General features: G+C 60.9%; 14 protein-coding genes. 6 read left to right on the top strand and 8 right to left on the bottom strand.

Annotated features, from left to right (window positions below):
- Positions 1-47 precede the first annotated feature (47 nt).
- From NKI52_RS28500 to fghA, 4 genes are all read left to right on the top strand, one after another.
- Entirely contained in the window at positions 48-1,322 is a 1,275-nt protein-coding gene (locus NKI52_RS28500; protein ID WP_352692452.1) for an NAD(P)/FAD-dependent oxidoreductase, read from the top strand.
- Positions 1,319-2,773, top strand: coding sequence for an aldehyde dehydrogenase family protein (locus NKI52_RS28495; RefSeq protein ID WP_352692453.1), 1,455 nt, complete (start codon positions 1,319-1,321; stop codon positions 2,771-2,773). The genes NKI52_RS28500 and NKI52_RS28495 overlap by 4 nt, the downstream gene beginning before the upstream one ends.
- Before the next feature lie 283 nt (positions 2,774-3,056).
- Positions 3,057-3,275, top strand: a complete 219-nt coding sequence (locus tag NKI52_RS28490; RefSeq protein WP_352646213.1) for a hypothetical protein — start codon at positions 3,057-3,059, stop codon at positions 3,273-3,275.
- Positions 3,276-3,697: 422 nt separating this feature from the next.
- Positions 3,698-4,549 (top strand): S-formylglutathione hydrolase, encoded by an 852-nt coding sequence (gene fghA, locus NKI52_RS28485; RefSeq protein ID WP_023678818.1) that lies wholly within the window; start codon positions 3,698-3,700, stop codon positions 4,547-4,549.
- A 21-nt stretch (positions 4,550-4,570) separates the two neighbouring features.
- On the opposite strand, the gene pqqE is transcribed toward fghA, so the two are convergent.
- The 8 genes from pqqE to NKI52_RS28445 all read right to left on the bottom strand — a co-directional run bounded on the left by pqqE (position 4,571) and on the right by NKI52_RS28445 (position 11,456).
- The gene (pqqE, locus tag NKI52_RS28480) at positions 4,571-5,692 is read right to left on the bottom strand and encodes a pyrroloquinoline quinone biosynthesis protein PqqE (protein ID WP_352700429.1); all 1,122 of its coding nucleotides are present in this window, start codon (positions 5,690-5,692) and stop codon (positions 4,571-4,573) included.
- Entirely contained in the window at positions 5,689-5,985 is a 297-nt protein-coding gene (pqqD, locus tag NKI52_RS28475) for a pyrroloquinoline quinone biosynthesis peptide chaperone PqqD (protein ID WP_352700428.1), read from the bottom strand. The genes pqqE and pqqD overlap by 4 nt, the downstream gene beginning before the upstream one ends.
- Positions 5,982-6,740 (bottom strand): pyrroloquinoline-quinone synthase PqqC, encoded by a 759-nt coding sequence (gene pqqC / locus NKI52_RS28470; protein WP_352700427.1) that lies wholly within the window; start codon positions 6,738-6,740, stop codon positions 5,982-5,984. Before pqqC ends, pqqD begins: the two co-directional genes overlap by 4 nt.
- The gene (gene pqqB / locus NKI52_RS28465) at positions 6,737-7,675 is read right to left on the bottom strand and encodes a pyrroloquinoline quinone biosynthesis protein PqqB (RefSeq protein WP_352700426.1); all 939 of its coding nucleotides are present in this window, start codon (positions 7,673-7,675) and stop codon (positions 6,737-6,739) included. Before pqqB ends, pqqC begins: the two co-directional genes overlap by 4 nt.
- 153 nt (positions 7,676-7,828) lie before the next feature.
- Positions 7,829-7,924, bottom strand: a complete 96-nt coding sequence (locus NKI52_RS28460) for a pyrroloquinoline quinone precursor peptide PqqA (protein WP_101918690.1) — start codon at positions 7,922-7,924, stop codon at positions 7,829-7,831.
- Between the two features lie 214 nt (positions 7,925-8,138).
- Positions 8,139-9,002 carry a substrate-binding domain-containing protein gene (locus tag NKI52_RS28455; protein WP_352700425.1) on the bottom strand — a complete coding sequence of 288 codons (864 nt, stop codon included), beginning with the start codon at positions 9,000-9,002 and terminating at the stop codon, positions 8,139-8,141.
- Between the two features lies 1 nt (position 9,003).
- The gene (locus NKI52_RS28450) at positions 9,004-9,528 is read right to left on the bottom strand and encodes a c-type cytochrome, methanol metabolism-related (protein WP_352700424.1); all 525 of its coding nucleotides are present in this window, start codon (positions 9,526-9,528) and stop codon (positions 9,004-9,006) included.
- A 152-nt stretch (positions 9,529-9,680) separates the two neighbouring features.
- A complete protein-coding gene (locus tag NKI52_RS28445; RefSeq protein ID WP_502897815.1) occupies positions 9,681-11,456 on the bottom strand; it encodes a methanol/ethanol family PQQ-dependent dehydrogenase in 1,776 nt (591 codons plus the stop codon).
- 195 nt (positions 11,457-11,651) lie between these two features.
- Here NKI52_RS28445 and NKI52_RS28440 point away from each other — a divergent pair, with 195 nt between their 5' ends.
- Together NKI52_RS28440 and NKI52_RS28435 are read left to right on the top strand one after the other, a co-directional pair.
- A complete protein-coding gene (locus NKI52_RS28440; protein WP_352646198.1) occupies positions 11,652-11,906 on the top strand; it encodes a hypothetical protein in 255 nt (84 codons plus the stop codon).
- A 346-nt stretch (positions 11,907-12,252) separates the two neighbouring features.
- Positions 12,253-12,606: a hypothetical protein gene (locus tag NKI52_RS28435; RefSeq protein ID WP_023678826.1), complete on the top strand. Its 354-nt coding sequence runs from the start codon at positions 12,253-12,255 to the stop codon at positions 12,604-12,606.
- Positions 12,607-12,610: the final 4 nt, after the last annotated feature.

Genomic DNA, 12,610 nt, shown 5'->3' with positions numbered 1-12,610 from the left:
TACGCTCGGATGTCGCCCCACTCAAATCAACACTGGTGGTCAAGAAAATGATGTTTACCTCTTACTGGCTGGATACGTCTCAGCCGTTCAATGAAGGGTCGTCCAAACCGCTCGAAGGCCACTACGACGTGGCGATTGTGGGCGGCGGCTTGACCGGCTCCTCCGCCGCGCTGGCCCTTGCCAAAAAGGGCGCCCGGGTTGCCCTGTTGGAGGCCGAAACGATCGGCAATGCCGCGTCCGGCCGCAATGGCGGCATGTGCAACAACGGCTTTGCCCAGAACTATGCAATCATGGCTGGCAAGCACGGCAAGCCGGCCGCAAATGCGCTCTACAAGGCTTTTGACGCCGGCGTCGATATGGTCGAGCGGCTGGTGCAGGAAGAGAAGATCGACTGCAGCTTCTCCCGCGTCGGCAAGCTCAAGCTTGCCGCCAAGCCCGAGCACTACGACATGCTGGCGCGCAGCCAGGAACTACTGGCTGCCAATGTCGATCCCGACACCAGGATGATCGCGCGCGAGGACCTGCGAACCGAAGTCGGCACCAACCGCTACCATGGCGGGCTGCTCTTTCCCAAGAGCGCGGGCATGCATGTCGGCCGGTTCGTCCGGGGCCTCGCGACCGCCGCTGCCCGGCGTGGCGCAGAGGTCCATGAACGCTCGCCCGTCATGGCGATGCGCAAGGTTTCAGGCGGGCATGAGGTAACGACGCCAAAGGGCAAGATCGTCGCGCGGCAGGTCCTGTTGGCAAGCGGCATTTCCCAGGTTGGCCCGCTCGGCTGGATCCGCCGGCGCATGATCCCGGTCGGCGCATTTCTGATCGTGACCGAGCCGCTGTCGCCCGACCACCTTAGGCGTCTCATGCCGACTGGGCGCATGGTCGTCGACACGCGCAATCTCGTTGTCTACTGGCGGCTCACGCCGGACAATCGCCTTTTGTTCGGCGGGAGGGCGCGCTTTGCCGTGTCCAACCCTCAATCCGACGAAAAAAGCGGCCGGATACTCAAGGCGGCGATGGTCGAGGTCTTTCCGGAACTGGCCGGCACCCGCATCGACTACTGCTGGGGCGGCATGGTCGATATGACCCGCGATCGCCTGCCGCGCGCCGGAGAGCGCGATGGCATCTATTACTCGATGGGCTATAGCGGACACGGGACCCAAATGTCGACGTTGATGGGCACCATCATGGCCGACGTCATGGACGGGCACCCCGAGCTCAATCCCTGGAAGGATTTCGACTGGCCAGCGATCCCCGGTTATTTCGGGCGCCCCTGGTTCCTGCCGATTCTCGGCGCCTATTACCGCATGAAGGACCTTGTAGGGTGATGACGCCCCTCGAACGCCTGGCCCGCAACGGCCACCTGGACAAGTTCTTCATCGACGGTCAATGGGTTGAGCCGAGCGGCACCGCGACGGGCGTCGTCGTCAATCCCGCCACAGAAGAGGTTGTGAGCCAGTTTCCGCTTGGAAATGGCGAGGACGTTGACGCGGCCGTTGCAGCGGCTCGCCGGGCATTCGCCACCTGGAGTCGGACCACGCCAGAAGACCGCGCGGGTCTGCTCGATCGCCTGCGAGCGCTGCTCGAGGCGCGCGGCGAACTGCTGGCTCAATGCCTGAGCCTCGAAATGGGCGCGGCGATCGGCTATGCGCGCAGCGCCCAGGTGCCGCTGGCGATCACGCATGTTAAGGTCGCTCGCGATGTGCTGACAGACTTTCGCTTCGTCAAGCAACGGGGGCAAACCGCCGTCACCCACGAACCGATCGGTGTCTGCGCCTTGATCACTCCGTGGAACTGGCCACTTTACCAGATCACCGCCAAGGTTTCGCCGGCGCTCGCTGCAGGCTGCACGATCGTGCTGAAGCCGAGTGAGCTTTCTCCCTTGGACGCCCTGCTATTCGCCGAGGCAATCGAGGAAGCCGGCTTCCCTGCTGGGGTTTTCAACCTCCTGCAAGGTGATGGTCCAGGCGTGGGTATGGGTCTCGCCTCCCATCCGGATGTCGACATGATCTCCATTACCGGGTCCACCCGCGCGGGCATTGCTGTGGCCCAGGCGGCGGCGACCACGGTCAAGCGTGTCGCGCAGGAGCTGGGCGGCAAGTCGCCGAACGTGATCCTGCCGGACGCAGATCTCGATCGCGCCGTTTCTCTGGGCGTAGCCGCCGCCTTCCGCAATCTCGGCCAGTCATGCAGCGCCCCGACGCGCATGATCGTGCCACGCTCGCTGCTCTCCGAGATCGAGGCAATCGCCAAAAGGGCAGCAGCCCAGATCGTCATTGGCGATCCGCTTTGCGAAGCCACAACTCATGGTGCAATCGCAAACCGTGCCCAATTCGACCGCATCCAAACCATGATCGGCGTCGGCATTTCTGAGGGCGCCAGGCTCCTCACCGGCGGACCGGGCCGTGCGCACGATCTGAACGTCGGGTTCTATGTGAGGCCGACCATCTTTTCCGACGTGCGCACAACCATGCGTATTGCCCAGGAAGAGGTCTTCGGGCCAGTTCTCTGCATCATCCCCTACGACACAATCGAGGAGGCCGTCACCATCGCCAACGACACGGTCTACGGTCTGGGGGCTCATGTGCAGGGCCAGGATGTGGACGCCGTCAGGGACGTGGCCTCGCGGATCCGCTCCGGTCAGGTGCATCTCAACTACCCGGCCTGGGATCCGCACGCCCCGTTTGGCGGTTTCAAGCAGTCCGGAAACGGACGCGAATATGGAATCGAGGGCATGTTGGAGTATCTCGAGGTAAAATCCATCCTCGGCTATTTCTAGGCGACATCTTCGCCCAGCGCAGGGGGCGCGCCCGTGGGCCGAGCCGAGCTCCTGGACCGGGCTCACATACGAACCTGGCAATTGCCCTCCGCAGCGTGCGGGCCATCTGCTGAGAAACCCGGTCGAGGCCCGGTAGGGAGGCTTGGTCGATCTAGAATGCCGTCGGAATTAGAGATGTTTGGCCGTCGCGGTCCAGCCGGCCGAGTCTGTACGTTCCGTACATCGAATTGAACACAACCGTGGATAGATTACCATCGCCCTGGGCCGCGTATGGGGAGGGTGGATGAGTAAGGTGAAAAGGGTCAGTCCGGTAGTAGAGCAAGCAATCGGCGCAGTCCTCAATAGGGAGGATCGTGGTGACACCATCTCGATCACAGCGACATTAAACGCAGCACGGCAAGCCGCCCCATATCTGGTCGCATCCGACGAAGAGCTAACCGAGGCGAGCGTCGAGGCAGCAACTGCCCTGGGCCTGTCCGTGGCTTTCGACGGTCGGGAATAGCCGTCGGTTCCACCAGTTCTTGCTCGGTACCCTGGCGCGCTTGCTGCGAGCCCACGCGATGACGCCTGCGTGCTCGTCCGCCATAGCCGCGTCGAAGCGGCTGTCGCCACTGAAAGCCATGGCAAGTGCATTTGCGCAGAGTTCGGCGTTCCGGAAGCATCGCCGATGCCTGCGCAGTGACTGCGTCCTTGTTATAGCCAGCATCGCCAACAATCGCCCAGCCTGGCCCGTATGGCTTGCTGGGGAACGCTGCGCCAGCGAGTGGCCTCTCGCGCCTTGCTGCGCCAAGACGGTCGGCGAAGGCAGGCCATCCCGGCTCCGATCAAGAGCCCCGCGCGCCAGCCGGCCCACCAAGGTTGCCGCGATCACCCGTGATGTCGTAGAGCCTACGGTCGGCGGTTAAAATTGGTGGAGAAGAATATATGGCAGAGCACCCGAAACTCGTCTCGACTGCCAAGTCGCATGGCGGCGCCCAGCATGTTTACTCTCATCTTTCGACGAGCTGCTCGTGCGAAATGACGTTTGCCATTTTCGTGCCTCCGCAGGCACGGGAAAGCCGTTGCCCCGTGGTGTGGTACCTCTCCGGACTCAGCTGCACCCATGCGAATGTAATGGAAAAAGGCGAATACAGACGTATTGCCGCCGAACTTGGCGTGATCGTTGTCTGTCCCGACACCAGCCCGCGTGGTGCCGACATTCCGGATGAAAAGGACAATTGGCAGTTCGGCAGCGGCGCCGGTTTCTACCTCGACGCGACGCAAGAGCCGTATGCCAAGAACTATCGCATGTATTCCTATATCGTCGAGGAGCTGCCAGCCGTGATCGGGCGCGAATTTCCCGCCGATATGGCGCGCCAGTCGATCTTCGGCCATTCGATGGGCGGGCATGGCGCGCTGACGATCGCACTGAACAATCCCGCGCGTTTCAGAAGTTGCTCGGCCTTTGCGCCGATCGTGCAGCCAAGCACAGCCGGCTGGTCGAAGCCGGCTTTCGAAAAATATCTCGGCCTGGATGAGGCCTCGTGGCGGCGCTACGATGCCACTTCGCTCATCGAGGATGGACACCGTTTCCCGGAATTCCTGGTCGATCAGGGAACGTCAGACGGTTTCCTCCAGGAGGGCCTCAGGCCTTGGCTGCTCGAAGACGCCTGCTCCAAGGCAGGCATTCCGTTGAAATTGCGGATGCAGGACGAATACGATCACTCCTATTTTTTCATTTCGACATTCATGCATGACCATATGACGTGGCATGCCGAACGGCTTTCACGAGGGTAGGCCGTAGGAATAGGTCGGCAGTCAGGCGGGCTCGGTGACGACGCCGATGCGCCGGTAGACGAATGGTTCGGCCTTCGAAGGAACCGTCGCAGCGCGCTGGGCCTCGTCGATCAGCATTGCCATGCGCGCATGGATCGGCGATTTCGCGCAAGCCGGGTCCGTCGCGGCGGCATCGCCGGCGATTGCCATCGCCTGGCAGCGACAGCCGCCCCAGTCGATCTCGCGCCGCTCACAGTTGCGGCAGGGCTCCTGCATCCAGTCCGTGCCTCGAAAGGCATTAAATGCCGGGGAATCGGTCCAGATCGCGGCCAGGCTGCGTGATCCAAAACGCTCGAAGCCGAGCGACGGTATGGTCTGGGCGGCATGGCATGGCAGTACGGTGCCGTCTGGCGTCACCATGAAGGCGTCGCGCGCCCAGCCGCCCATGCACGGCTTGGGATAGATGGCGAAATAATCCGGCGTGACGAAATCGATGTTCATGATGCCGGTGAGCCGTTCGCGCGCCGCCGCGACGATCTCCGCCTGGCGGTCGACGGCAGCACGCTCGGGCATCAGTTGATCGCGATTGGTCAGCGCCCAGCCGGCGTACTGCACGTTGGCGATCTCGAGACGCTCCGCACCCAGCGAAAGGGCCAGATCGATGAATTCCGGTACCTCCTCGATATTGTGGCGATGGATCGGCGCGTTGATGGTAAGCGGCAAGCCGGCCGCGCGAGCGCGGCGTGCCGTTTCCAGCTTCTTTTCGTGGCTGCCCCTGTGATTGCCGATGCGCTCGGTGGTCGCCGGCCGTGCACCTTGAAAGCTCAGTTGCAGATGGTCGAGCCCGGCTTCGGCAAATGCCTCGATGCGGCCATCCGCAATGCCGACACCGGCGGTGATCAGGTTGGTGTAGACGCCGCGCGCCGAAAGCCCGGCGATCAATTGCTCGAGATCGCGACGCAGCGTTGGTTCACCGCCGGACAGATGCACCTGGAGAACGCCAAGATCGGCGGCCTGCGAGAATAGGTCGAGCCAGCTCTGCGTGTCGAGTTCGCGATTGGCCTTCAGCAATTCGAGCGGATTGGAGCAATAGGGGCATTGCAGCGGGCAGCGATGCGTCAGTTCCGCCAGCATGCCGATCGGGGGGAGAGGGGGCTCGCTCATAGCTTCACCAGCAGCTTGTCAGACCATTCCTGCAGGAAGGCGACGACATCGGCCGCCACAGCCTCCTGTTCGGCATCATAATCTGCGGCAAGGCCGGCAATGATGTGGCCGACAGCGGACCGCCCATCGCAGCGGCGCAATATGTCGAGGCTGATCTCGTTTGGCCAGAACACCTTTTCGGGCGACAGCACGGCGAACGCCTGGCGCACGGGGTCATACTGTATGCGCACGTGCTTCGGCAGCGATGGAACCGACTGCAGCGACACCATGGCTCTTTCGCGCAGTGCCATCATTGGGCTGCCTCCGGACGGAAGGCGCCGGGCGGGATATTGCCCGGCTCGCCATAGGCGTGTTGAAGCGCGTCGAGCATGGCCCAGAGTATATCGCATTTGAACGCCAGTGCATCGATCACCTGCTGCTGGCGTTCCGCCGTGTCGGCATGTTCGAGCACATAGGCGAGGGCGAAGTCGGCGTCGCGCGAGGCCTGTTCGGGCCGTCGGGTGAAATAGGCCAGCGTGTCCTCGGTGATATAATCGTATCTGGCCAGCATCGCGGGTACCCGCTCGCCGATGATGAGCGGCGAGAACATCTCGGTCAGCGACGACGCGACCGCCTCCAGCAGGGTCCGGTTCGTGCAAAAGGAGAGGTAAGCGCCAACCGCAAAACGTGTCGCCGGCAGGGCCAGCCTCTCGCTCTTCACCGCGTCGGCATCGAGACCGAGCGAGGTCGCCAGGTGCAACCAGCGCGCAATACCGCCGCTCCAGCCGTCCTCGCCGTCATGATCCTCGATGCGTTTGCGCCAGGCGGCGCGAAACGCCGGATCCTCGGCATGCGCGAGGATCATGGCATCCTTGCGCGGAATGACAGCCTGATAGCAATAGCGGTTCAGCGCCCAGGCCTGCATCTCGGTCCTCGACAGCGCACCGCTGGTCATCCTGTGATGGAAAGGATGGTGGTTGTGATAGCGCTCGGCACCGACCTGCCGCAGCACGGCTTCGAGCTCGCTTGAGGACAGGCCGTTGCTGGCTGCGTCGTGGAAATCACTCAAAGTTCCATCTCCATCCCGTCGCAGGCCACTTCCCAGCCAGCCGCTTCGACTGCTGCACGCTCGGCAGAATTCTCGTCCAGAACAGGATTGGTGTTGTTGATGTGGACGAAGACACGGCGGCCGATCCTCACATCGGCCAAGCCGGCGATCGACCCTGCGTCTCCCGACATTGCCTGATGCCCCATGCGCGCACCGGTCTTTTGGCCGACGCCGGCAGCAATCATCTCGTCGTCGGTGAAGACCGTGCCGTCGAACAGAAGGCATGCGGCATCGGCTAGACGCGTGCGCAGGGTCGCATCGATGCGGGCGCAGCCGGGGATGTAGAAGACGGAGCCGCGACTGCCGGCACCGGCGATACGGACGCCGATCGTGTCGCCGGCATCGGAGCTGAAATTGGCATCCGGCTGGCCTCTTTCTTCGAGATAGAGGGCTATCTTCCCGGGCACGGGAAAGCTCTCGACAGCCACCCCGGTGTCGTGGCCGTCTGCGTCGCAGATCGACAGTTCTTGCGCCGGCGGCAAGATGCGTCGCGGCACGAGCGCCGGATCGAGGACATTGAAAATCGAATTCGCCTTCAGCGTCGCCAGAACCTGTGTCGTTGCATAGATAGCGAAAGGCTGCCGCTCACGCAGGCTGAGCAGGCCGGCCACATGATCGACATCGGCATTGGTCAGCACCACCGCGCGAATAGGTGTCGAGCGCAGCGGCGCATCGTGCACGGGCTGCAATTCAGGCGTTGCCGCGATCTGCTGGCGAATGTCGGGCGAGGCGTTGAACAGAACCCAGCCGAGTCCATCCGCCGACGCGGCGACACTCGATTGGGTTCGTGAATGCACGCCAGCTACCCCGGTGCGAGCCGCACGGCTCAGACGATAATTGCAGTTCCATTGCGGAAAGCCGCCGCCGGCCGCCGATCCGATGATTCTCAAACGCATGAAAACGCCCGCCCCGCGGCTTCTCTGACCAGCAGCCAATTTGCAGCCGCAAAAAACGGCCCGCCCGCTTTGCGCACCTCAAACTCTTTCACGAAAATCCCATGCGGCAAGGGGATGCGTGCCCCTGTTGCCAGGGACACGCACCTCTGCGGCCTACTTCTTGGGAGTAATTTCAGCAGGCAGATAGCGCGAAATTTCAAAGCCCGCAGCAACCTGACACATGGTCGGTTTTGTCCAGCTCTTCTTCATAACATTTCTCCTCTTCTACCAGCCCGAAGGGGCCGATCCGGTGGTTAGCCAACCATTGCAGGGCACCGAAGCAATGGCTCGTCCATCACGTTCTCAAAATGGACAAATGAACGCAAGGTTTTGAAAGACCGAAAAACAAAACTATCGAAAGTAGCTGTAGTCTTCTCTTCAATTGTTCATCGCGTAGGTTTTTCCTCCTCCTGACCCATCCCGACTATTGCGTGATCGGATTGTCGTGCTCGTCGATCAGCGGCACGTTGTAACCCAGCAGAAGCTTGGTGATCTCCGCCTGGTTTTCCCTGATCACCCGGTTGAGCGTCCGTTTCCATTCCTGGTCGGACGGACGTACGCCCATGGTGATGCGGTAGGACATGCGCGAGCCGGTTTTTTCCTTCAGCAGCGGAACAATGGTGACATCGGCTCCGAGTTCCCTGGCATAGTAACCTGCCATCGGCCCCCACAGGACCGCCGCGTCAATCTTGCCGGCGAACATGTCCCTGATCATGACCTCCCCCATGGAAGGAGTGACGCGCGTATCCACCGCGAGTGGATAGATCTTGGCGGTCCGCAGAAGCTTGTTGGCGGCCATGTTGGCGGTTGGCGGCGTGCTTTCGACGACGCCGATTCTCTTGCCGGAAAGTTTCGGGTCTTCGAGCGTCTCGATGCCTTCCATGCCGTTGCCTTTGGGGTATACGAGCACATAGGCGGAGCGATAGTAGGCGTTGGTGTTCTGCACCAGTTCATCGCCTTGGGCGTAGCCCATGATGATGTCGCATCGATTGGCCCCCAGCGTATTGCGCACAAAGCCGGTGACAGTGGGAAACCACGTGTAAGCGACTGATTTCCGCCCCGTCTTCTTGGCAACCAGTTCAGCCAGCTTGTTTTCGAAGCCTTGGCCGTTCTTGTCGGTAAAGGGCATATTCGAGGGATCGGCGCAGACGCGCAGAATGTCGGGATCGACCAGTTCGCCCGCAGCGCCAAGCCCGGCATTTTGCGCCAGAACATTCGACGGCAGCAAGGCGAGCGCGCCGAGGATCGGCAGAACGACGCGCAGCTTCGATGCAGTGCAGCCGGTCATATCATCCACCCATGCAGGATGCTTCGGCATCCTTGGCTGCCTGAGCCTTGTTTTCGTGCTTGGGCGGCCTGCCGCGGGGTGCCGCGCCATCGGCGCGCGCGCGCAGATAGACGTAGAGATCGTCCAGGTAACAATAGACGTTCTTGTTGTCGCCAAAGGCAGGCATGACGTTTTCCTTGCCGCCGCCGACATTCTTGCGGCCCTCGGCGACGATCGACAGGAACGTGGCGTAATCCATGGTTTTCAGACTATTGACCAAGGCAGGCGCATAGCTCGAACCTGTTGCGTCCTGTCCGTGACAGACATGGCAATCGGAGTGATACCGACGGTACCCGCTGAACGTATACCAATCGACGGTTCCGTTTTCGATCTTGTAGGTCGGATTTCCGTCCGCATCTAAATATTTGCCCCCTTCTTGCTTCACCGCCTTGGCTTTTTCCATGCTGTCTTCGGCCCTTGCCGGACTTGAGCTGGCCAGAGGCAGCAGGACCAGAGCGAGAGCGGAAACTGCAATGCGAACGATCATTCAGGCTCTTCCTTCATTTGCCAGGGACACTGGCTGCCGTCGTGCTCGGCATTAATCGGTGTTGGGTGGGCGCGCAATCGAGAGCCCGGTTCCCGGCTTCGGGTGACCCGGGCTCTCGTTTTCGAACCTAGTCGTAAGGCTCTTCCCGGTTATTAGTCCGGGAGGCCGAAGACGGTGAGCTGCCCGCCCAGCGTCGTATAGTCGGCAAGTGCCGCGTAACCGCCGACGGCACCCAGACCAGCGGTTCCAACGACCGCGGTCTCGTCGCCCTGCGCACGGCCCTGATCGACGGCGCCATGCCAGGCAGCGGCGTTGTCGGGCGAAAGCAGCCCCCCTGCCAGACCGATACCGGCCCATCCACCGACGCCGGACAGAACGGCGACGTACTGCTTGCCGTCATGCTCGTAGGTCGTGATGTTGCCGATGATGCCGGACGGGGTCTTGAACTTGTAGAGTTCCTTGCCGTCCTTATCGACCGCCTTGATGTAGCCTTCGAGGGTACCGTAGAAGACGACGTCGCCATCTGTCGCCAATGCGCCCGACCACACCGAGAACTGCTCGGGCTTCGACCAGACGATCTCACCCTTGGCTGCATCCCAGGCAATGAAGTTGCCCATGTTACCGTCACCGCCAGGCGCCGCATACATCGACACGGTGGCGCCCACATAGGGCTGACCGGCGGTGTAGCTCACTTTGTAAGGCTCATAGTCCATGCAGACATGGTTGGTCGGCACGTAGAACAACCCGGTCTTCGGCGAGTAGGCGGCCGGCTGCTGGTCCTTGGTTCCAAGCGCGGCCGGGCAGATACCGGTCGAGTTGGTGTCTTCGCCGTTCTGCTGGGTCGAATACTTGGCGACGACCTGCGGGCGGCCATACTGGTCGCTCTTGGGATCCATGTTGACTTCCGTCGCCCAGTTCACTGCCGGATCGTATTTCTTGGCGACGAGAAGTTCGCCGGTGGCGCGATCCATTGTGTAGGCAAAGCCGTTGCGGTCGAAATGCACCAGCACGTCGTGCTTGGCGCCGTTGACTTCCATGCCATCGACGAGAATCATCTCGTTGATGCCGTCATAGTCCCACTCATCATGCGGGGTCATCTGGTAGACCCATTTGGCAACACCGGTATCCGCATCGCGAGCCATGATTGTCATGGACCAGCGATTGTCGCCTGGGCGCTGGACCGGATTCCAGGTCGAGGGATTGCCGGTGCCGTAATAGACCAGGTTCAGCTTGGGATCATAGGAATACCATCCCCATGTCGTGCCGCCGCCCGTCTTCCACTGTTCGCCTTCCCAGGTGTTCGTGCCGGAATCTTTTCCGACAGGCTTGCCGAGATGGGTGGTCTTCTCGGGATCGAGAAGGGTGTCTGCATCAGGACCTTCCGAATAGGCTTTCCAGGCGAGCTTGCCGTCTTTCAGATTGTAGGCGGCCAGCCAGCCGCGAACACCGAATTCAGCACCGGAGACGCCCACGAGCACCTTGTCCTTGATGACTACGGGTGCCGACGTGCCGGATTCGCCCTTTCCGCCGTCGGTCTGGTCTCCGTTCTTGACAGACCAGACGACCTTGCCGGTCTTGGCATCGAGCGCGACGACGGTGGTGTCGGCCTGATTGAGAATGATCTTGCCGTCGCCATAGGCAACACCGCGATTGACCGTGTCGCAGCACATGATCGGAATGACGTTCGTGTCCTGCTTGGGCTCGTATTTCCACAGGATCTTGCCGTCATTCTTGAGGTCCAGAGCATAGACGTTGTTTGGGAAAGGCGTGTGGACATACATCACGTCGCCGATGACCAGCGGCCCGCCTTCGTGACCGCGCAGCACGCCGGTGGAAAAGCTCCATTTGACCTGCAGGTTCTTCACATTGTCGGCAGTGATCTGGTTGAGTTTGGAATAGCGGGTGTTGGCGTAGTCACCCGTCTGCATCGCCCAGTTCTTCGCATCCGATGCGAGCTTTGCAAGGTCTTCATTGGCCGAAGCCGTATAGGCAGCGCCGAGCGATAAAAACGCCGCGGTCGTCAGAATGTAGGTAGTTTTCGCAAGTACACGCATCCAAAATCCTCCCGGGTTCGCAGTGAAGAATCGACCGTCAAGCCCCACAAGGGCTTGCCCAAGCAATTCATGTTGGGAAGTTATTTTCCGGCAGCTGTCACGACCTACCCCGAAGCAGAGGGCACCGTTACCGCCCGCCCCCCTTGGTCTTCGAAAGACTGCCGCCGCTCCCTGATGACGGTGGCGCTCTTGAAGCCGGAAACAGGAAAAAGCTATGTCATCGTAAAAGGCCAGGCAAGCAAAAACCTACAATGGGTCGCTGCGCTGCAATATCGATATGGTGCGATGCAATATTTAGAAATAATTAAAATAAGCGCCGCGTGAAAAACTAATAAGAGGATGACCGCCAGCCGCGATATATATAGCAAACATATTGTTCGCGTATTCTCGAGGTGATACACATTTGACTTTATTTCGATATATTCTGCGGGGCACCTACGAGTAAGTATGTGGGCGTCTCGCTGGCTGCCGATAGTGAGCGACGCATGAAATGAACGCGTGAAGGAGGGTGCGCAGGGGGTCATGAAGCTGGCTCTTGTCGGTCGATAGGGCATTCCTCCTTTGGTCCTATACGCAGGCCATGGGAGCTTGACTGGCTTTGCGGCACGTCGCCAATTGGAGCGATGATCCCGTCTGGACGCATGGTGTCCAGGCCAACTGGAGGTTCCTCATGATAAGGTCTGTTGGATCTCTCACCTTGCCGGTGGCCTTTGCGGCGACGCTGGCTTTTGCGAACTTGGCCAACGCCGCGGGAGACTACCCGACGGCAACGATTGCCGACTACGTGCTCGGCTGCATGCAAACAAATGGCCAGACACGTCAGGCGCTTGAAAGCTGTTCCTGCTCGATCGATGTTATCGCCTCGATCCTTCCTTACGATCACTATGAGAGGGCGGAGACCTTCAAAAGCATGTCGCTGACGACAGGGGAGGCCGCAGGGTTGTTTCGCGAAAGCGCGCCAGCGAAGGCGGCGCGCACGGAACTGAAACGCGCGCAGGCTGAAGCCGACGTACGTTGCTTTTAATCAG

The sequence above is a fragment of the Mesorhizobium sp. M0590 genome, assembly GCF_040320905.1.
Lineage (GTDB): Bacteria > Pseudomonadota > Alphaproteobacteria > Rhizobiales > Rhizobiaceae > Mesorhizobium.
Note: the sequence above shows the minus strand (reverse complement) of the source record. Positions and strands in the feature narration are given on the sequence as shown.

Bases quoted from the DNA above. Each gene is read 5' to 3' on its own strand.
- NKI52_RS28500 (WP_352692452.1), top strand. From the start codon at position 48: ATGATGTTTACCTCTTACTGGCTGGATACGTCTCAGCCGTTCAATGAA.
- NKI52_RS28490 (WP_352646213.1), top strand. From the start codon at position 3,057: ATGAGTAAGGTGAAAAGGGTCAGTCCGGTAGTAGAGCAAGCAATCGGC.
- fghA (WP_023678818.1), top strand. From the start codon at position 3,698: ATGGCAGAGCACCCGAAACTCGTCTCGACTGCCAAGTCGCATGGCGGC.
- pqqE (WP_352700429.1), bottom strand. From the start codon at position 5,692: ATGAGCGAGCCCCCTCTCCCCCCGATCGGCATGCTGGCGGAACTGACG.
- pqqD (WP_352700428.1), bottom strand. From the start codon at position 5,985: ATGATGGCACTGCGCGAAAGAGCCATGGTGTCGCTGCAGTCGGTTCCA.
- pqqB (WP_352700426.1), bottom strand. From the start codon at position 7,675: ATGCGTTTGAGAATCATCGGATCGGCGGCCGGCGGCGGCTTTCCGCAA.
- NKI52_RS28460 (WP_101918690.1), bottom strand. From the start codon at position 7,924: ATGAAGAAGAGCTGGACAAAACCGACCATGTGTCAGGTTGCTGCGGGC.
- NKI52_RS28455 (WP_352700425.1), bottom strand. From the start codon at position 9,002: ATGACCGGCTGCACTGCATCGAAGCTGCGCGTCGTTCTGCCGATCCTC.
- NKI52_RS28450 (WP_352700424.1), bottom strand. From the start codon at position 9,528: ATGATCGTTCGCATTGCAGTTTCCGCTCTCGCTCTGGTCCTGCTGCCT.
- NKI52_RS28445 (WP_502897815.1), bottom strand. From the start codon at position 11,456: ATGCAGACGGGTGACTACGCCAACACCCGCTATTCCAAACTCAACCAG.
- NKI52_RS28440 (WP_352646198.1), top strand. From the start codon at position 11,652: ATGTTGGGAAGTTATTTTCCGGCAGCTGTCACGACCTACCCCGAAGCA.
- NKI52_RS28435 (WP_023678826.1), top strand. From the start codon at position 12,253: ATGATAAGGTCTGTTGGATCTCTCACCTTGCCGGTGGCCTTTGCGGCG.